Here is a 20,153-nt window from a genome sequence, read left to right as displayed (position 1 = left end):
CCCTAAACTTTTAGGAATACACCTTAAACAACGCAAGTTACTATTTCTTGCTATTAATTATAAACTACTTCTTAGCGTCTTTGCTAAACAATTGGTCTTTAGATGTTTTTTCTACAATCATTCCGTCTTTTAATTTGTTTTGGATGGCAGAATAAGGACCGGTAACAATTTCCTGACCAGTTTTAACACCAGATTTCACGATAATAAACTGGTCATTTTGGATCCCTGTGGTTACCTCTGTCTTTTTAACCTTTTTAGTTTTAGCATCGTAAGCATAAATATATTGCTTTACTTTTTTATCTGTTAACTTAGATTTCTGCTTATCGGTGTTTTCCTGGTTACCCTGGTTTTGACCAGCATCGCCAGATTTACCGCTATCGGTAAATACAGCCTGAATTGGAATAGCTAAACCTGTTAACGATTCGCTTTCGATATCAACTGTGGCCGACATGCCCGGGCGGAAAATAGATTGTTGTTTACCCGCCAGTTCTTCAGTAATTCTAATTTTTACAGAGAAATTGGTTACCTGATCTACCGAAGTAGATACCGCAGTACCAACAGCTGTTGATGAACTTGCAATTTCGGTTACTACACCTCTAAATTTTTTATCTGAGAAAGCATCAACCTCAATCGAAGCTTTATCGCCAACTTTAACACGGGTAATGTCGTTTTCGTTAACATCAACATTAACTTCCATTGATGATAGGTTAGAGATACGCATAATTTCTGTACCTGCCATTTGCGAAGTTCCTAAAATACGATCGCCCAATTCGATTGACAATTTTGAAACCACACCATCAACCGGAGCATAAATTGTTGTTTTAGCTAAGTTTGCGCCTGCTTCTTTAACATTTGCCCCTGTTTGCTCTAAAGTAAATTTAGCACCTGTTACATTTTCTTTTGCACTGGCCAAATTTGCTTTAGCAGTTAGATAAGCCGCCTTGGCAGCATCGAATTCTGATGCAGAAATTACCTTTTTATTAAAAAGCTCTACATTACGTTTGTAAGTTGCTTCTGCATTTACAAAGTTAGCCTGGTTTTGTATCAATTGCTGTTGCGCTGCAGCCACACTAGCCCTTTGCGCATTAAAGGTAGCAACTGTTCTTTCATAGCCCGACTGCAAAACATCCGGACGTACTTTACAAAGCAATTGGCCTGCTTTAACAATATCTCCTTCTTTTACTTTTAATTCTACCACCTCTCCCGATACCTCAGAGCTTAATTTAACTTCTGTTTCTGGCTGTATTTTACCACTTGCTGTTACTGTTTCTACAACAGTTTTATCTGATGCTTTTTCTGTAGTTACTTTTTCGGTCTTATTACCACCTATAACTCCGGCCAGTTTTAATATCACTAGAAGGGCTACAATAGCAACTACGGTAATAATAATATGCTTCAGTTTCATAATTTATTGTATTTCGTTTGTTTGTATTAAAGTTATCATGTTGTAAGGTTGAAACGTTTTAAAGTTGCACCCTATTCTTCCAATATTTTAAGTTTAGAAAGTAATTTGTTTGCCTAAATAGTAATCAATTACTTTTGCCCTGAACAGTAAATCGTATTTTGCTAAGATAAAATCTATCTCTGCTTTATTTCTATTGGTTTGGGCCGTGCTATAATCTAACGAGTTTACCAAACCTACATTATAACGTTGATCGATTACATAAAAAGCATCTTTCTGCGCCTGAAAAGCATTTTGGGTAGAAGAGTATCTACTTTGTGCTGCACTAAGATCGGCAACTGCCTGATTGATTACCTTGATCAAATTGTTTTTTGATAGCTGTTCATCAGTTTTGCGCTGCATCCAGTTAATTTTCGCTTTCCTTACCGATGATCTTGTTGTAAAACCATTAAAAATAGGAATGGAAATTCCCATACTCACATACTGACCAAAGTTATCAGATAATTGATTGGTGAATTTCGACATCGGAAAACTCGAATTAAACTGGTAGTAATAAGCCGATCCTAAACCAGCACCTAAACTAATCTGGGGAAAGAATCCACCCTTAGCTACAGCAATACCTTTTTCGGCTGCTTTACTGTTTAATTCCGCTAATTTAATATCAGGGAATGTGGCTAAAGCCTGATTATAGATATCAGTAGGTACATAAGTGGTTTGAATATTACCCATTTCATTAACTAAAGGAGGCTGAACCTTAAAAGTCATTGGAGGTTGAATCTCCATCAATTGGCCTAGAGTTAAGTAAGATATGGTTAGCTGGTTTTGAGCATTCGTTAAATTAAGCTCTGCTGTGGCTGCCTGCGACTTTGCCTGAGAAATATCAGCCAAGGTTTTATTTCCAACATCTAAAAGCGCTTGCTCCCTTTTTAAAGTAGAATTGGCCACATCCAATTGTTGCTTTGTAGCCTTTACCTGATCTTCATTGTTTAAAACCTGAAGATAAGCTGTAACCACCTGAAGAATCAAATCGTTCTTTACCTTTTCTACATTGGTTTCGTTGGCGGCAAGTAAAATTTTGTTTTGTCTGATCTGGTTCAGTTTAGTACCGCCTTCAAAAAGCGAAACATTCGTACTTACGTTTGGACTTAAATTATAATTTTGAGTATTTTCGAATAAACCTGATACCTGTTGACTTCTACCCCATTGCATCGACTGGTTAATGGTACCATTTAAGGTAGGTAAGAGTGCATTTTTAGATTGACGAACAGTTTCTTCACTTAAAGAAGCACTAAAAGCGGCTTGTTTAATATTTAAATTGTTTTTTAATGTGTTTTCAACTGCCTGTTGAATACTGATAACTTCTTGAGCTTTAATTTTCTGACTAAAACTTAATGCTACTAATAACGCAGATCCGGTAATTAACTTATTCTTGGTAAACATCTTCATAATTTGTTTCAAATCTATATAAACAACTTTAATAATTTCAATCTGTACAGGCATTTAGTAACTTTGTAGCTAAAATGTACCTGATCAAATCACCGCTTCTGCTAAAATGGTATTATCCATCACTATTATGGAATAAATCCCGCACCGAAAAAGTTATTTATTTGACCTTTGACGATGGACCCATACCCAATGTTACAGATTTTGTATTAAAAACTTTAAAAGTCTTTAATGCTAAAGCTACATTTTTTTGCATCGGCGATAATATTGTAAAACACCCCGAAGTTTTTGAACGTGTAAAAAACGACGGACATGCCATTGGCAACCATACTTTCAATCATTTAAAAGGCTGGAAAACCGATAATGAAATCTACCTTCAAAATACACTAAAATGCCAGGAACTTACACAAACAAATCTATTTCGTCCACCTTATGGAAGGATTAGGAAGAGCCAGATTAAAAGTCTGAAGTCCGTAGTCCGAAGTCCAAAGTCCATATTCCAAAATCAACAATCTGACTTAGGACTAAAGACTATCGACTCAGGACTGAACATCGTAATGTGGGATGTACTCAGCGGCGATTTCGACACTAAGCTGTCGCCCGAAAAATGTTATCAAAATGTGATTAAACATACCGAAAATGGTTCTATAATTGTATTTCATGATAGTTTAAAAGCATTCGACCGTTTATCTTACGCACTTCCCAAAGTATTGGCTTATTTTACTGAAAAAGGTTTTACATTTTCAACGCTTTAGCCTTAAGCTAATCTTATGCCAAGGCGACGAATACACATCAACAAACTGAATATCAATAAATTAACTATATATAAAATAAATAACTGTTCAAAATCGCACAAATCTGTCCGATAACGAACGGTTAATACAGGTGTTAAGATTCTATGGAGTACAACTACTTTTCACCTAACTAACAACAACCCCGATTAATTTTATAGCGACCAGTTTTTAGCCTCTTTTCTTAACGCGGTCGTCATCAGGCTGCATCATATTTGTAATTCAATTAGAATTTGTCACGTTGAGCTTGTCGAAACGCCTTTTCGATATATTTAAACAGGTCCTTCGACAGGATCTCCATAGGAGTCCTTTGGACAGGATGACAATTCTATATTTATGAGACAACCTCATCTTTCCTGTTAGATAGGCCCTGAAATGAATTCAGGGTGACGATTATAATATTAAAGATGATAAGAATGGAGATTTAAGCTATAACAAGCACCAAAAAAACACTTACTAAGTGTATAAACCCAGCCATGATTCGTGTGTTTTTATGACCTTTAATTTACATCTTTTTTCGTTGTTTAGAATAATTCCAAATTGTTTAATCGCCTGCCTAAATTGCATTTAAGGGTTGTTTTTTGCTATTTTTGTTTTAACCAAAAAATTGGGCCCTATAGGCTCAGTAAATGCAAATTAATATACAAAAACAGTATTCTTTTTTGTAAAAAGTGGGTGTACATTTTGTTGCACAATCTTACAAAAAGAATAAAATAGCTAAGATGAGTATTTATAACGATTATATCCAGGAGATTGAAGACAGAAAAGCTCAAGGTCTTCACCCTAAACCTATTGATGGAGCAGAATTACTGAGTGAAATCATCGATCAAATCAAAAATGTAAATAATTTTAACAGGGCAGATGCTGTTAACTTTTTCATATACAACACCTTGCCGGGTACTACCGGAGCTGCTGGTGTAAAAGCAGAGTTTTTAAAAGAAATTATTTTAGGCGGAACTATCGTTGCAGAAATCACACCTGATTTTGCTTTCGAATTGTTATCGCACATGAAGGGCGGATCTTCCATCAAAGTGTTGTTAGACATTGCGCTGGCCGATAATGGTGATAAAGCCCATAAAGCTGCAGATGTACTTAAAACACAGGTTTTCCTTTACGATGCAGATACCGATCGTTTAAAAGAAGCTTACAACAATGGCAATGCCATTGCTAGGGAAATTTTAGAAAGTTATGCCAGGGCTGAATTCTTTACTAACCTTCCTGAAGTACCTGAAGAAATTAAAGTGGTAACTTTTATCGCTGGTATTGGCGATATTTCTACAGATTTATTGTCTCCAGGTAACCAGGCACACTCTCGTTCAGATCGCGAATTGCATGGCAAATGTATGATTACACCAGAAGCTCAGGAGGAAATTAAAGCATTGCAAGCGCAACACCCTGATAAAAGTGTAATGTTGGTAGCTGAAAAAGGCACCATGGGTGTCGGTTCTTCACGTATGTCGGGTGTAAACAATGTTGCACTTTGGACGGGTAAAAAATCTAGCCCTTATATCCCATTTGTGAACATAGCTCCAATTGTAGGTGGTACCAACGGCATTTCTCCAATTTTCTTAACAACAGTTGATGTAACAGGCGGTATTGGTATCGACCTTAAAAACTGGGTAAAGAAAACAGATGAAAATGGCAATGTTATACGTAACGAAAATGACGAGCCGGTTTTAGAGCAGGTTTATTCTATAGAAACTGGTACAGTACTTACCATTAATACAAAAACTAAAAAATTATACAATGGAGATCAAGAACTGATCGACATTTCAAAAGCGTTGACACCGCAAAAAATGGAATTTATCAAAGCTGGTAGTTCTTACGCTATCGTTTTTGGTAAAAAAATCCAAACTTTTGCAGCTAAAACTTTAGCTATCGAACCTTCGTTAGTATTCGCCCCTGCTAAAGAGGTATCTGTTGAAGGTCAAGGTTTAACGGCTGTAGAAAAAATCTTTAATAGAAATGCAGTAGGTTTAACACAGGGCAAGGTTTTACATGCCGGTTCTGACGTTCGTGTAGAAGTAAACATTGTAGGTTCTCAAGATACAACAGGTTTGATGACCGCTCAGGAATTAGAAGCGATGGCTGCTACAGTTATTTCTCCCATTGTTGATGGCGCTTATCAATCAGGTTGTCATACCGCATCTGTTTGGGACAAAAAAGCACAGGCGAATATCCCGAAATTGATGAAGTTCATGAATGACTTCGGCGTAATTACTGCCCGCGACCCTAAAGGCGAATATCATTCAATGACTGATGTTATTCACAAGGTATTGAACGACATTACTATTGATGAGTGGGCAATTATCATCGGTGGTGATTCGCACACGCGTATGTCTAAAGGTGTAGCTTTCGGTGCAGATTCTGGTACGGTGGCATTGGCACTCGCAACTGGTGAGGCTTCTATGCCAATTCCTGAATCGGTAAAAGTAACATTCAAAGGTCAAATGAAAGAACACATGGATTTCCGTGATGTAGTTCATGCGACACAATTGCAAATGTTGCAACAGTTTGATGGCGAAAACGTGTTCCAGGGCCGTATCATTGAGGTACATATTGGTACTTTATTAGCCGATCAGGCTTTTACCTTTACAGACTGGACAGCTGAGATGAAAGCAAAAGCATCTATCTGTATTTCGCAAGATGACACTTTAATCCAATCGTTAGAAATTGCTAAAAACCGTATTCAAATCATGATAGACAAGGGTATGGACAACCATAACCAGGTTTTACAAGGATTGATCAACAAAGCAAACAAACGTATTGAAGAAATTAAAACCGGTATCAAGCCAGCTTTAATGCCAGATGATAATGCCAAATACTATGCGGAAGTAGTTATTGACCTTGATATCATCAACGAGCCAATGATTGCCGATCCGGATGTAAACAACGCAGATGTTTCTAAACGTTATACGCATGATACCATCAGAGACTTAACTTTTTATGGTGGCGATAAAAAAGTAGATCTTGGTTTCGTAGGTTCTTGTATGGTACATAAAGACGATTTGAAAATCGTTTCTCAGATGTTGAGAAACGTAGAGACACTAACTGGTAAAGTAGAATTCAAAGCACCATTGGTAGTTGCGGCCCCTACTTACAATATCATCGATGAGTTGAAAGCAGAAGGCGATTGGGAATACTTACAAAAATACTCTGGATTTGAGTTCAGCGATGCTTTACCTAAAGCCGCAGCGCGTACCGAATATGAGAACATCATGTACCTGGAACGTCCGGGTTGTAACCTTTGTATGGGTAACCAGGAGAAAGCGGCCAAAGGCGATACTGTAATGGCTACGTCAACCCGTTTATTCCAGGGCCGCGTGGTGGAAGATAAAGATGGTAAAAAAGGAGAGTCTTTGTTGGCATCTACACCGGTAGTGGTTCTTTCTGCTATTTTAGGTCGTATTCCAAGTATTGAGGAATATAAAGTAGCGGTAGAAGGTATCAACTTAACCAAATTTACGCCTATTTCTACAAAACAATAAGAAACAAATAAACATATTTTTTGTTATAAAGCACGAAGGCTGTCCGTTAATCGGATAGCCTTTTTATTTACACCAAGGATTGAATAGAATGATTTTAAATAAGATAATTTGACAAATCTTAAAAATAAGTATATTAAAAATTGTTTAATTTAGTTAGTGTTGTAATTGACAATAATTTAAAAAAAAAATAAAGTATGGCTTTTGATATAGACATGATTAAAAAGGTTTATGCAAACTTTGGCAGTCGCGTTGAGGCGGCGCGTAAAGTGGTTGGCAGACCTTTAACATTATCTGAAAAAATATTGTATACACACCTTTGGGATGGAGATCCTAAAACGGCGTTTAAACGTGGTTCTGACTACGTAGATTTTGCACCAGATCGCGTTGCGATGCAGGATGCAACAGCTCAAATGGCACTATTACAATTTATGCAGGCTGGTCGCCCACAAGTGGCTGTACCTTCTACAGTTCACTGTGATCATTTAATTACGGCTAAAGAAGGTGCAGCAATAGATTTACCTCATGCTAAAACCGAAAGTGCTGAAGTTTTTGATTTCTTATCTTCTGTATCGAACAAATACGGTATTGGTTTCTGGAAACCAGGTGCTGGTATTATTCACCAGGTAGTTTTAGAGAATTATGCCTTCCCAGGTGGAATGATGATCGGAACCGACTCGCACACCGTAAATGCTGGTGGTTTGGGTATGGTTGCTATTGGAGTTGGTGGTGCTGATGCCTGCGATGTAATGGCGGGTTTACCTTGGGAGCTTAAATTCCCTAAGTTAATCGGCGTAAAATTAACAGGAAAATTAAACGGCTGGACTGCTGCTAAAGATGTAATTCTTAAAGTTGCGGGTATCCTTACAGTAAAAGGTGGTACAGGTGCAATTGTAGAATATTTTGGCGATGGAGCTGTTAACTTAAGTTGTACGGGTAAAGGTACCATTTGTAATATGGGTGCCGAAATTGGAGCAACCACTTCTACTTTTGGCTATGACGAAAGTATGGAACGTTATTTACGTGCTACCGGTAGAAATGAAGTTGCTGATGAAGCAAACAAAATTGCAGCATATTTAACAGGTGATGCTGAAGTTTATGCTGATCCGGAAAACTATTTCGACCAGGTTATTGAGATCGATTTAGATACTTTAGAGCCTTACCTAAACGGCCCTTTTACACCAGATTTAGCTACTCCGGTTTCGCAGATGAAAGTGGAAGCAGAGAAAAACGGCTGGCCTTTAAAAGTAGAATGGGGATTGATCGGTTCTTGTACCAACTCTTCTTACGAGGATTTATCAAGAGCAGCATCTATCGCAAACCAGGCTATTGCAAAAGGTTTGGTAACCAAATCCGCATTCGGTATCAACCCAGGGTCTGAGCAGGTGCGTTATACCGCAGACCGTGATGGTTTCTTAAAAACTTTCGAAGATTTAGATGCTACTATCTTCACCAATGCCTGCGGACCATGTATTGGTATGTGGGACCGTACCGGGGCAGAAAAAGCAGAGAAAAACACGATCGTACACTCATTTAACAGAAACTTTGCTAAACGTGCAGACGGTAACCCTAATACTTTCGCTTTCGTGGCTTCACCAGAAATGGTTGCTGCAATTGCAATTTCAGGTAATTTAGGCTTTAATCCATTAACCGATACCTTAACAAACGATAAAGGCGAACAGGTTAAATTAGATCCACCTACAGGTTTTGAATTACCAACAAAAGGTTTCGCTGTAGAAGATGCAGGTTATCAGGCACCAGCAGCTGATGGTTCCTCCGTTCAGGTTTTGGTTTCTCCAACTTCACACCGTTTACAATTGTTGGATCCATTTACCCCATGGGAAGGTACCGATTTAAAAGGTTTAAAACTTTTAATCAAAGCCAAAGGTAAATGTACAACAGATCATATCTCAATGGCTGGTCCATGGTTAAAATTCCGTGGTCACTTAGATAACATTTCTAATAACATGCTCATTGGTGCGGTTAACTATTTTAACGATAAAACAGATAACGTTAAAAATGAATTAACTGGCGAATACGGACCTGTTCCTGCTACTCAACGCGATTATAAAGCTGCTGGCTTAGGATCTATCGTTGTTGGTGACGAAAACTATGGCGAAGGTTCATCACGTGAACACGCCGCTATGGAGCCTCGTCATTTAGGTGTTCGTGCCGTACTGGTAAAATCTTTTGCCCGTATCCATGAAACTAACCTGAAGAAACAAGGTATGTTAGGTTTAACCTTTGCAGATAAAGATGATTACGACAAAATCTTAGAAGATGATACCATCGATATTGTAGGCTTAACAGAATTCGCTCCAGATAAACCATTAACATTGGTATTACACCACGCAGATGGTACCCAAGAGTCGTTTCCGGTTAACCACAGTTATAACGATCAACAAATTGAGTGGTTTAAGGCAGGTGGTGCATTAAATATCATCAGGGCAGAAGCCGCAGCTAAAGCAGCGCTTTAGTAGTCGGAAGTCCAGAGTCGGTAATCCGAAGTTTGGATGAAAATAAAAAAATCCCGTTTTGTTAAATCAGAACAGGATTTTTTTATTTGTAAACTACAATATTAGTTCTATTTTTGCTGCTCAAAATAAACTAATCAAATTAATGAAAAAGCTCTTTCTTTGTGCCACGTTTGCGGCCATGACTTTCTTTTGTGCAAAAGCACAGGATGCCCAAAACACAATCAAAATTAACCCTTTAAGTGCATTATTAAAAACAGGGTCTGTATTTTATGAACGTAAATTGAATGATGGCGTTTCTTTACAGCTGGGTGTCGCATATACAGGTTTAAAGTTAGATGATGTTAAATTTACCGGTGTTGCCATTACGCCAGAAGTTCGCTTCTACTTAAAACAAAAAGCAATTAGCGGCTTGTATGCAGCTCCTTTCTTAAGATATCAGGATTACACCGTTACTGATGGTACTGATAAGGGAAATTACAATTCATTTGGTGGCGGTGCATTAATTGGACGCCAATGGGTATATGGCAGCGGATTTGTATTGGATATTTTCTTTGGCCCAAGTTATAATAACGGAAGTTATAAGGCTACACAAGGCAATAACGAACCTGATATTAAAGGTGGTATTGAAGGCTTCGGACTTCGTACTGGTATTGCTTTAGGTTTCGGATTTTAATTATATACATCAAAAATTTTAATACCGTTCTGTTCAATCAGAGCGGGATTTTTTTATCATATAAGTAGTTGCTTAAACCATGAAAAAACTTTTATTATCAATTGCCATCCTGGCCATATTTAATTTAACAGCGTGCAAAAAAACTGAGTCTGAAAATAATTCTATTATCGGTAAATGGCAAGTTGAATCATATGTGGTCACTAATTTCGAAAATACAGGAAAAGATCAGGATGATACCAAAGACGAAAGTCCAAGGCCAACTTTAGAATTCAAAGAAGACGGTAGTTTACACGCTATTTTTTATTTCAAAGATTTGCTGGGAAACAACCAGAATACAATAGATGATGTGCAGGTAAAATATACCGTTACTGGTGATAAATTAAACCTAAGTGGGAATTTAGCCTTTAACCACAATAGTTTTACCTTTTCTATTTCAAATAATATCTTGATTTTGAAGAGAACCGATAAATCAGGCATTGGAAATAAGAACGGAGAAACTCATACCGAGAATACAAAGATTACTGCTCGTAGATTATAGTGTTACACATTTTTTTTGTGAGATAGCTTACAAATCCTGTTCTGTTCAATCAGAATGGGATTTTTTATTAATAGAGAGTTACTTATAAAGAGAGATTTGTCCTCCTTGCATTAAAAGAACTTTCTATCCCCTAGCGAAGCGGCATCCCTGAAGCGCATTGTAAGGATATAGCGGAGCATGAGAACAAACCTTAATGGCTGCTACTGGCCTTGCGCTTCAAATAATGTATAAATAATTGCTTTATTTTTTTGGAAAGCAGTTGCAGTAGGTCTTCGGCTTGGCTTTGTCCCGCTAATGCTGCTGCTGGTTAGAAAAAACCCAGCATACGCGTATATCGGGTTTAGCTGGCAGAGACAGTTGCACTTATCGCGGAGATTTTGCCTTACTTGCAGTAAAAGAACCTTCTAGCCCGGGCGCAGCGGCATCCCTGAGGCGCAGCGTAAGGATACAGCGGAGAACGGGAACAAACTTTAATAGTAGCTCCTGCTTTTGCGCTTCAAAAAGTTGTAATAAATAATTTCTTTAATTTTTGGAAAGCAGTTACAGAAATCAGTTAAATAATCATTCAAACTCATAACCACAATCGTAGCAATGGTGACATTTATTGGCCTTAATGGGTGTAGTTAGGGTTAAAAAGGCAAGTACAGTTGCCCAAATACTATATTTTTTATCAGTAGCTATTCCATAACCTACGTTGGTAGATCCACATTTTTCACAAACTGTTTTATCTTCAACTGATTCTTCTTCATCAACAATTCCATCTGATGATTCAAAGGCCAAACTATTGTCTTCAGCGAGTAAAGTGTTAATAGCCTCTACATCTCTTTCAAAAACAATGAGTTTTACACCACCAATGGCCTGATTGTAAAGTGGATTTAATGTTGCAACATTTTCATCCGCCAGGAAACAGGCGAATCCACTATCTCCCAATTTAGCTTTAATAATATTGGCCTCCATCGGATTGTAATAGGTGCTGTAAACTACTGTTCTATCATTCATCAACCAAACTTATGAATTTGTTTAATAATGAAGAAGAAAACAGCGATATATCAACTAACTTTTTAGGAAATTTTGCCACCAATAGCCCGAATCTTTAATGCTGCGCTCCTGTGTCTTAAAGTCATTATAAATCAATCCAAAGCGGGCAGTAAATCCTTCAGCCCATTCAAAATTATCCATTAATGTCCAGGCCATACAACCGGTTAAATTTATGCCTTCCTTTTTGAGCTTTAGTAGTGCATTTAAATAAAGTTTAAAATATTCGATCCGCTCAGGGTCTTCTACCCTACCATTGATCAATTTATCATGATAAGCGGCACCATTCTCGGTGATCATGATATTTTTGACATTTGGGTAAGCGGCAAACTGTTTAACGATATTATAAAAACTATCTGCGTTTACCTCCCATCCCATCGCGGTATGGGGCTTTTTTCTACTTTTAGCTTTTACTTCCCAAGCCTGGATAACCGGAATAAAGGCATTATACTTAACCACCAGAGGAAAATAGTTTTGAAGACCGATAAAGTCAAAATCAAACTTCATCCGTTCGTGTAGCCGCCAGGTACCATATTCGATCTGAAATTTCTCTAACACATCCCAATTGGCAGTTGGAAAACCCATGCCCTGTGTGGGTTCTACAAAAAGACGGTTCATTAGGCAATCAACCCGCTTTGCAGCAAGAATATCACTATCACTCTGGGTACTTGGAAGTACTTCCGAACAAGAAAAAGTAGTCCCGATATTAGCCTTGCTAATTTCGGAACGTAAAATCTTGCCCCCATCTGCCTGGGCCAGCGCAGTATGTAAAACTGCTGAAAAGAAATTCCCTAATCCTGTTTTGCCTGGAGCATGAACGCCCAGCATGTACCCCAAAGAAGTATATCCAAAAGGCTCATTCAACACAATCCAGTTTTTCACCTTATCGCCGTACTCTAAGGCGCAAATGCTCACAAAAGCATTAAAAGCAGCATTGATACTAAAACTTGTCCAACCGCCCTCATCTTCCAAAGCTTGCGGTAAATCCCAATGATAAAGCGTTATGTAGGGTGTTATTCCATGGGTTAAACACTCATCAATAAGATTGTGGTAAAAACGGATGCCTTCCTGGTTAATTTCTCCCCTACCTGCGGGTAAAATGCGCGACCAGGCAATAGAAAACCTGAATACTTTAAAGCCCAGCAGTTTAACTAAAGCTATATCTTCAGCATACCGGTGATAAAAATCGCAAGCAGGATCTAATTTGTGATTCTTTTTAATTTTTCCATTTTTTGCAGTAAAGGTATCCCAAATGGATGGGCCTTTACCATATTGGGTGGCTGTACCTTCTATTTGGGCCGCAGCAGTAGCCACACCCCATAAAAAATTTTGGCCAAAATCACTTGCATTAATCATTCGCTATCAATTAATTGCCATAAGTTGCAAGTTTAATATTAACAAATCATTAACAAGGAATAGAAAAGACTTTTATCTACATTTTAATTGTTATTCTTTTAATCTCAGATATTACGATCCGACTCCGTATTTAAATTAGAGATGTACCGTATAGTTAATTCGATTCAGAGAAAGCAACTACGGTGCTTTAACCACAGTAGTATCCTGCGCTATCATTGGTACTTTATAATTTCCGGTATCTAAACTAACTTTAGGCAATAGTTTTTTTATACCGGCTAAATCTGCTTTAGTTATACCGGTTTGATACACATATAGAAATTTTAAATTTTTCAGTTTCTTTAAATGATTAATCCCTTTTGCAGTAATTTTTGTTCCGACCAAACTCAACGATTGTAACTGATCTAAATCTTTCAGCGATACTAAACCTGCATCTGTGATCTGGGTGTTATTTAGGTTTAACCTGGTTAAGTTTTTACAATCCTTTATTGCAGTTAAGGTTTGATCGTTTACTTTATTGCTTTCTAACTTAAGCCAAAGGAGCTGTTTTTCGATTGATTTTATCAGATCCAAAACATCTTTGCCCATCGATTGTGCATTGATAAAATTGGCTGAAAGGTAATTGGTATTTTGAGCAACCGGGAATACGGTAATGCCGGCATCGGTAAACTTTTTCAATACTTTATTATCAACTGCCGTAACCTCTTCAGTTGGAATATCACTGGCTTTGATTTGCTCGGCCCCACTTTCGCCTTTTTGCAGGCTGGCTAAAATTGTTTTTATATTTTCTGGCTGAGGAAGATCCTTGAATTTCTTTTTAAAATCGGCACCATTATCAATCCACCATTTTAATAAGGCAATCTCATTGTTAGTGAGCTGCGGCTTTTCTTTAGGTGCCATATGGTCTTCATCATTCAATGGCAATAAAATCCGCTTCATCAGCTCACTATCGTCGGCTTTACCCTTCACAATGGTGTGCCCATCTTCTCCGCCTTTTAAAATATATGCTTCCTGGTCTAACCTTAGCTTGCCTTTTTGTTTTTCGCTGCTATGGCAACTATAACACCTATTTTGAAAGAGTGGTTGGATGGCATTTTGGTAAACAAAGGCTTCCTGAACATTGGGAATTGGTGGAATAGCTGACCCGCCTTTTGTACTGCCCGATTTTAACGGCGCGGTTAAATAATCAGAACCATGGGTTAAAGAACCTCCTAAATGTCCTGTAATAGAAATGAGCACAATAAGAACCGCAGCAATTGTGCCCAATATTGCATTCGTTTTAACCTTTTGGTAAATGATCCACAATATAAAAGACAAAACGGCAACACTGATTCCCATCCATTGGTGATTGCTCACGAGTTTCCCATCATAATCGCCGCCATTGGCCAATAAATAACCAGTGATGCAAGATACTACAGCACTTAAAGCACCTAGAAGCAGCATAATAGGAATGGCTGGTTTTAGATTGATAAATTTTGCAGTAAATGATAAGAGAATGCAAATACAGCCAAGTAACAAAATTCCTATAGGAAGGTGGACAAAAACCGGGTGAAAGCGGCCAAAAAATTCTAACATCTTATTGATATCTCTTTCTTAATAAATTCATCATGTAAACATTTATTGCCCATTGATCGGCAAGGGGTTGGCGTGTATAAGGCAGGGTAGGCATATAATCAGCCGGGCCAAATTCGGTAAGAATGGTCATGCGCTCGCCGTTTTTCTTTTTGCGTGCTATAATCTTATCCCACCAGGCCAGGTGTGCTTCTACCACTTTTGCCCATTCTGGTGCCCTTGGATCGTTTACCTGTGGCCCTTCGGGGTGCCCAACCCTCGAGTGGATATGTTCTGCCTTTTCTAAAATAAAATCGATGGTCTGTTTCTGGTCAGACAATAAACTTTCGTGCACATTGCACCAATGCGAAATATCTAAAGTAAATCTTAATTCTGGGTTTTTCTCAGCGAAATTTTTGGCAACATGTGCAGCAAACATCATACGGCTACGATGCGTTTCGTGATAAACCGGTATGCCATACGATTTGCTTTTGGCCGTTGCGTAATCGATAATCTGTTTATTTTCTTCGTAAGTGAAATAATCTTTTCCCGAATGGCAATTGATGTAAACCGGTTTTTGATAAGTGTTGGCACAAATAGCATCTAAACTTTTTTTGAAAGAAGCTAAGTGCTCGGTTATGTTCGACTGCGATCCGGCGCATAAAAATCCGATTTCCAGTTTATATTTCTTAACCGCATCAAAAAGTTCCTTTATCGCTTTATCCTCACCAGGCCACCATACTTCAATGCCTTCATATCCTTCTTTTTTGGCTGCTGCGCAAAACTCATCTCTTGTGCCTCCAAATCCCCAATCGGTTTGCATAAATAATAATTCGTAGCCAGCTTTTGCTTTTATATTTTTAAGTTCGTTGGCGCTCATATTTTGGATGGGGGCTAGAATTGATACGGCCGTTACAACAGCTGTATTTTGTAAGAATTTCCTTCTGGTTTGGTTCATTGGTTCATTTGTAGATTGGTCATTAGTTTATTGGTAACTGCCAATTGAAAATTGGTCATTGGGTTAATCGGTTAATAGACTGTGGACTCAGAACTCCTGGCTTAAGCTACAATCTCTGAGATCACCTTGCCTGCCACATCAGTTAACCTAAATGGCCTTCCCTGGAAAGGATAGGTAAATTGTTCATGGTCGAAGCCCAACTGGTTTAAAATAGTGGCTTGAATATCGAAAGCATCAACTTTTCCGCTTACGGCACTATAGCCAATTTCATCTGTTTCGCCGTGTGTAAATCCTTTTTTCACACCTCCGCCGGCCATCCATATGGTAAATGCTTCTGTATGGTGATCTCTACCTTTAAATGGATTTTGAATACCATTTCTGTTTTCCATCATTGGCGTACGCCCGAATTCACCGCCCCAAACAACCAGGGTTTCTTCTAATAAACCGCGTTGTTTCAAATCGAGTAATAAAGCTGTAATTGGCCTGTCAATGGTTCTGCATTTATTCTTCAGTCCGATGTTAAGTGAGTTGTTTGGATTATCGCCATGTGCATCCCATCCCCAGTCGAATAACTGCACATAACGCACCCCTTTTTCTACCAGTTTACGGGCAAGCAACACATTATTGGCAAAACATGCTTTACCGGGTTGTGTACCATACATTTCGTGGATGTAGGCTGGTTCATCATTGATGTTCATCACCTCTGGTGCCGATATCTGCATGCGGTAAGCCATTTCATACTGAGCTATCCGCGATAAAATCTCAGGATCGTTATACTCTTGATATTGCTGCTCATTGGCTTTATTAATGGCTTCGATAGAAGCTTTTCTCAAATCCCGGCTCATTCCATCGGGATCTTTTATAAACAGTACCGGATCCCCTTCGCTTCGGCATTGTACACCTTGATAAACAGAGGGTAAAAAACCACTCCCCCAAACACTTTTTCCGGCATCAGGGAAACTACCACCACTGGTAAGCACAACATATCCCGGTAAATTCTGGTTTTCTGACCCCAAACCGTAGGTTACCCAGCTTCCCATACTTGGTCTGCCCAATCGAGGTGAACCTGTATGTACCAACAGCTGCGCCGGAGCATGGTTAAATTGATCTGTTTTAACAGCTTTCAAAAAGCTTACCTCATCTACCATGGTAGAAAAGTGCGGTAAATTATCACTCACCAAGGCACCTGATTGGCCATATCTGGCAAAATTGGCCTGTGGACGCAACATTTTAGGCACCCCGGTTATAAAAGCAAATTTTTTCCCGGCAAGTAATGATGGAGGGCAATCCTGGCCGTCCATTTTCATTAGCTCTGGTTTAAAATCAAACAATTCTAATTGTGATGGAGCACCTGCCATGTGCAAATAAATTACACTTCGTGCCTTACCTACAATTGGTGGCGATTTTGGTAATAATGGGTGTGCAGGATCGTAAGCGATCTTTGTTTGTGGACTCGAAAAAAGATTACCACAGCTACCCAATAACGAACCCATTGCCAAAGCACCCAAACCCATCGCACTTTCTTTTAAAAAATGGCGTCGAGAGTGCAGGCGTGCATTTGCTTCATGTGCTTCTTTAATTAACCTATGTGCGTTTAATTCGTCTCTTGTCATAACCGGTCAAATCAATTTTTGGTAACCACTTCATCCAGGTTAAGCATCGCATTGGCCACGAGTACCATTGCCGCATCTTCTGGCTTAAATTTCTTTTCTTTATCGCCCATAAATGCAGATACACTTGCCGAATTTTTTCTAAACTCGCCAAAAGCCTTGGCATACAAGTCTTCGAATACTTTTAATCTATTTTGAGGGATTGTTTTATACAAGATCAATTCATAGCCCTTGGCAATTTTAGATCTGCTGGTGCTTCCTCCTACTTTATCCATGCGTACCGCCAGTTTTCTGGCCAAATCGATATAAACACTATCATTTAAGGTTACCAGGGCCTGTAAAGGGGTGTTGGTTCGGATACGGCGCGGACTACAAACCACCCGGGATGCACCATCAAAGGCAATAGCTGATGGGTATGGGGCTGTTCTCTTCCAATAGGTATAAATTCCCCTGCGATATTGTTCTTCTCCACCACTTAACACCCATTTAGCACCGCTATAAGGGGAAAACCAGATTCCTTCAGGCTGCCAGGGCATTACCGGTGGTCCGTACATTTTATTACTTAATACCCCACAAACAGCAAGACTCTGATCTCTTATTTGCTCAGCACTTAACCTGATCCGCGAACCCCTGGCGTAAAACTTATTAAACAGATCTTTTTCTTTCAGTTCTTCGCTTACCTTACTATCTTGTCTGTAAGTAGCCGTCATCACCAGTTCCTTCAACATTTTTTTAACGCTCCAGTTGTATTTGTACATAAACTGATAAGCCATAAAATCTAAAAGTTCCTGGTGGGTAGGAGGCATTCCCTGGGTTCCCATATCTTCTAAAGTTTCTACCAAACCGGCTCCATATAACTGTTCCCACAATCTGTTCACCATTGTTCTCGATACAAGAGGATTTCTTTTATCGGTAAGCCACATGGCTAAACCCATTCTGTTATCAGGTGCATTTTTAGGCATTGCAAACCCCAAAGAATTAGGTACACCAACTTTAACTTCTTTGCCCTTCGAAGTCCATGCACCACGCTCAAATACGTAGTTTTTGCGCTGCATGCTCAATGGATTTTCGACCATAATCGGTGTTGTTGGCACCTTTGCATTCATTAAATCAGTAAATCTTTGTTTATTGGCCACATACTCGGGTTTACCTTTTCCGGGAAACTGTTTGGTAAAATAAAACCAATCGAAGTACACCATAAATTCGTCAGGATTTTTTACCGAAGGATTGGTATACTTTAAATACACATCCTTTACCCCACTTTGCTTTGCAAAATCTATTTCTACATTTTCATAACCTTTAGTTTGGGCGAGTTTCCACGATTTTACAACAGGGCCGTTTGGTGAGCCTAAATGTAAACTCATTGTACCATCAGGTTTGCTGCAGTTGTAGCGCAAAATCAATTGGTCAACATTTTCCAGGTTTACAGATTTTAACCTTGCAGATGAGCGATTTTTAAAATAAAGTGCAATGTTATTGTTGCCAATTACCGAATTCACCAATTCATCGGCCGTTGTAGAGTTTATTGCCGGCTGACCAGTTTTCAGGAATAAATCAACTTCGGCAACTCTTTCTTTACCCGCAACAGTTTTAACCCAGCTGGTTAAATGATTGAGCTCGTTTTTAAGACTATCGTTAAAATCTTTAAGTAATGGGTATTCCGCAGAAACGTCTTCATCCCTTGTATTGTTAAAATACGACATGAATTTATAATACTCATCGTGTTTAAAGGGATCGTATGGGTGGCTATGGCATTGTACGCAAGAAAAAGTTGTACTCATTAACCCTTCCCAGGTGGCATTTACACGATCTAAAACCGCCGCCGTTCTAAATTCTTCATTATTGGTCCCCCCCTCATCGTTGGTTGGCGTATTTCTGCTAAAAGCCGTAGCAATATATTGGGCATCAGTTGGATTTGGAAATAAATCACCAGCAATCTGATCGGTAATAAATCGATCATAGGGCATATCGCGGTTAAAGGCCTTAATCACCCAGTCGCGATAACTCCAGATATTTCGGTTAGGGTCACTCTCGTAGCCTTTAGTATCGGCATAACGTGCTATATCCAGCCACATCGATGCCCAGCGCTCTCCAAATTTAGGCGAAGCCAGCAAACTATCAACCAGCACATTGTAGGCCGCGTGCTCGTCTTTACTGTTCAAATAGAATTTAGCCAGTTTATCTGATGGGTAAGTACCGATCAGATCTAAACTTACTCTCCTCAATAAAGTAGCCTTATCAGCAGTTTTAGAGGGCTCAAGTTTATTTTCTTCAAGCTTTGCAAAAATAAATTTATCCAGATCGTTACGTACCCAATCATTATCCACATCTGGCAATTCAGTCGGTTTTACACTAACATAAGCCCAATGGTTACCCCATTTTGCGCCTTGTTTTATCCAACCACTCAAAATATCAATTTCATCATTATTTAAAGCTGGATGCTTATATGGCATCCTTTCTTCGGGATCGTTTGATTTTAAGCGTTTGATAAATTCACTATCCCCCGGATTGCCTGGAATGATTGCCGGTTTGCCACTTTTGGTTTTAGCCAAAGCCTCTTCCCTAAACAACACACTAAAACCACCTTGTTGTTTAACCCCACCGTGACAGGAGATACATTTTTTATTTAAAATGGGCTTAATCTGTGTATTAAAATCGATCGGTTTCTCCGACGAAAAAAGCGAAAAGGCTATTAAGGCAATCACAACCAGTACGAAGCCTGATGCAAATAATATTTTCTTTTTCAATAACATTTTGGTTAGAATAAATTTAAGCTAATTTTTAGATCTCTTAACTTGTATACAAAGTTAAATTAAGCTAAACATTCATCAAAAATT

13 protein-coding genes are annotated in these 20,153 nt (G+C 38.7%); 5 read left to right on the top strand and 8 right to left on the bottom strand.

Going from position 1 to position 20,153, the window contains the following annotated elements; translation table 11 throughout:
• Positions 1 to 64 precede the first annotated feature (64 nt).
• On the bottom strand, positions 65 to 1,405 hold the full coding sequence (locus EYS08_RS16600) for an efflux RND transporter periplasmic adaptor subunit (RefSeq protein WP_131031082.1): 1,341 nt from the start codon (positions 1,403 to 1,405) through the stop codon (positions 65 to 67).
• A 93-nt stretch (positions 1,406 to 1,498) separates the two neighbouring features.
• Positions 1,499 to 2,902, bottom strand: coding sequence for a TolC family protein (locus EYS08_RS16595; protein WP_244215978.1), 1,404 nt, complete (start codon positions 2,900 to 2,902; stop codon positions 1,499 to 1,501).
• 20 nt (positions 2,903 to 2,922) lie between these two features.
• Between EYS08_RS16595 and EYS08_RS16590 the strand changes: the two genes are divergently transcribed.
• From EYS08_RS16590 to EYS08_RS16570, 5 genes are all read left to right on the top strand, one after another.
• Complete coding sequence (locus EYS08_RS16590) at positions 2,923 to 3,600, top strand: polysaccharide deacetylase family protein (protein WP_131031081.1); 678 nt, start codon at positions 2,923 to 2,925, stop codon at positions 3,598 to 3,600.
• Positions 3,601 to 4,358: 758 nt separating this feature from the next.
• On the top strand, positions 4,359 to 7,124 hold the full coding sequence (locus EYS08_RS16585; RefSeq protein WP_131031080.1) for a bifunctional aconitate hydratase 2/2-methylisocitrate dehydratase: 2,766 nt from the start codon (positions 4,359 to 4,361) through the stop codon (positions 7,122 to 7,124).
• A gap of 194 nt (positions 7,125 to 7,318) precedes the next feature.
• Positions 7,319 to 9,598, top strand: coding sequence for an aconitate hydratase (locus EYS08_RS16580; RefSeq protein WP_131031079.1), 2,280 nt, complete (start codon positions 7,319 to 7,321; stop codon positions 9,596 to 9,598).
• A 142-nt stretch (positions 9,599 to 9,740) separates the two neighbouring features.
• Positions 9,741 to 10,271 (top strand): DUF3575 domain-containing protein, encoded by a 531-nt coding sequence (locus EYS08_RS16575; RefSeq protein ID WP_131031078.1) that lies wholly within the window; start codon positions 9,741 to 9,743, stop codon positions 10,269 to 10,271.
• 79 nt (positions 10,272 to 10,350) lie between these two features.
• Positions 10,351 to 10,809: a lipocalin family protein gene (locus tag EYS08_RS16570; RefSeq protein WP_131031077.1), complete on the top strand. Its 459-nt coding sequence runs from the start codon at positions 10,351 to 10,353 to the stop codon at positions 10,807 to 10,809.
• 561 nt (positions 10,810 to 11,370) lie between these two features.
• Here EYS08_RS16570 and EYS08_RS16565 read toward each other — a convergent pair.
• From EYS08_RS16565 to EYS08_RS16540, 6 genes are all read right to left on the bottom strand, one after another.
• Positions 11,371 to 11,808, bottom strand: a complete 438-nt coding sequence (locus tag EYS08_RS16565; RefSeq protein ID WP_131031076.1) for a putative signal transducing protein — start codon at positions 11,806 to 11,808, stop codon at positions 11,371 to 11,373.
• A gap of 54 nt (positions 11,809 to 11,862) precedes the next feature.
• Positions 11,863 to 13,200, bottom strand: a complete 1,338-nt coding sequence (locus EYS08_RS16560) for a GH1 family beta-glucosidase (RefSeq protein WP_131031075.1) — start codon at positions 13,198 to 13,200, stop codon at positions 11,863 to 11,865.
• Between the two features lie 177 nt (positions 13,201 to 13,377).
• Positions 13,378 to 14,772 carry a c-type cytochrome domain-containing protein gene (locus EYS08_RS16555; RefSeq protein WP_131031074.1) on the bottom strand — a complete coding sequence of 465 codons (1,395 nt, stop codon included), beginning with the start codon at positions 14,770 to 14,772 and terminating at the stop codon, positions 13,378 to 13,380.
• A gap of 1 nt (position 14,773) precedes the next feature.
• A complete protein-coding gene (locus EYS08_RS16550; RefSeq protein WP_208745882.1) occupies positions 14,774 to 15,706 on the bottom strand; it encodes a sugar phosphate isomerase/epimerase family protein in 933 nt (310 codons plus the stop codon).
• Between the two features lie 101 nt (positions 15,707 to 15,807).
• Complete coding sequence (locus tag EYS08_RS16545) at positions 15,808 to 17,319, bottom strand: DUF1501 domain-containing protein (RefSeq protein WP_131031073.1); 1,512 nt, start codon at positions 17,317 to 17,319, stop codon at positions 15,808 to 15,810.
• An 11-nt stretch (positions 17,320 to 17,330) separates the two neighbouring features.
• A complete protein-coding gene (locus EYS08_RS16540) occupies positions 17,331 to 20,069 on the bottom strand; it encodes a DUF1553 domain-containing protein (protein WP_131031072.1) in 2,739 nt (912 codons plus the stop codon).
• Positions 20,070 to 20,153: the final 84 nt, after the last annotated feature.

The organism is Pedobacter kyonggii (assembly GCF_004310665.1).
Lineage (GTDB): Bacteria > Bacteroidota > Bacteroidia > Sphingobacteriales > Sphingobacteriaceae > Pedobacter > Pedobacter kyonggii.
Note: the sequence above shows the minus strand (reverse complement) of the source record. Positions and strands in the feature narration are given on the sequence as shown.

What these genes read in the sequence shown, in the direction of transcription:
- EYS08_RS16545 (WP_131031073.1), bottom strand. Translation starts at nt 17,319, where the DNA reads ATGACAAGAGACGAATTAAACGCACATAGGTTAATTAAAGAAGCACAT.
- EYS08_RS16560 (WP_131031075.1), bottom strand. Translation starts at nt 13,200, where the DNA reads ATGATTAATGCAAGTGATTTTGGCCAAAATTTTTTATGGGGTGTGGCT.
- EYS08_RS16555 (WP_131031074.1), bottom strand. Translation starts at nt 14,772, where the DNA reads ATGTTAGAATTTTTTGGCCGCTTTCACCCGGTTTTTGTCCACCTTCCT.
- EYS08_RS16595 (WP_244215978.1), bottom strand. Translation starts at nt 2,902, where the DNA reads ATGCCTGTACAGATTGAAATTATTAAAGTTGTTTATATAGATTTGAAA.
- EYS08_RS16540 (WP_131031072.1), bottom strand. Translation starts at nt 20,069, where the DNA reads ATGTTATTGAAAAAGAAAATATTATTTGCATCAGGCTTCGTACTGGTT.
- EYS08_RS16580 (WP_131031079.1), top strand. Translation starts at nt 7,319, where the DNA reads ATGGCTTTTGATATAGACATGATTAAAAAGGTTTATGCAAACTTTGGC.
- EYS08_RS16600 (WP_131031082.1), bottom strand. Translation starts at nt 1,405, where the DNA reads ATGAAACTGAAGCATATTATTATTACCGTAGTTGCTATTGTAGCCCTT.
- EYS08_RS16550 (WP_208745882.1), bottom strand. Translation starts at nt 15,706, where the DNA reads ATGAACCAAACCAGAAGGAAATTCTTACAAAATACAGCTGTTGTAACG.
- EYS08_RS16575 (WP_131031078.1), top strand. Translation starts at nt 9,741, where the DNA reads ATGAAAAAGCTCTTTCTTTGTGCCACGTTTGCGGCCATGACTTTCTTT.
- EYS08_RS16565 (WP_131031076.1), bottom strand. Translation starts at nt 11,808, where the DNA reads ATGAATGATAGAACAGTAGTTTACAGCACCTATTACAATCCGATGGAG.
- EYS08_RS16585 (WP_131031080.1), top strand. Translation starts at nt 4,359, where the DNA reads ATGAGTATTTATAACGATTATATCCAGGAGATTGAAGACAGAAAAGCT.
- EYS08_RS16570 (WP_131031077.1), top strand. Translation starts at nt 10,351, where the DNA reads ATGAAAAAACTTTTATTATCAATTGCCATCCTGGCCATATTTAATTTA.
- EYS08_RS16590 (WP_131031081.1), top strand. Translation starts at nt 2,923, where the DNA reads ATGTACCTGATCAAATCACCGCTTCTGCTAAAATGGTATTATCCATCA.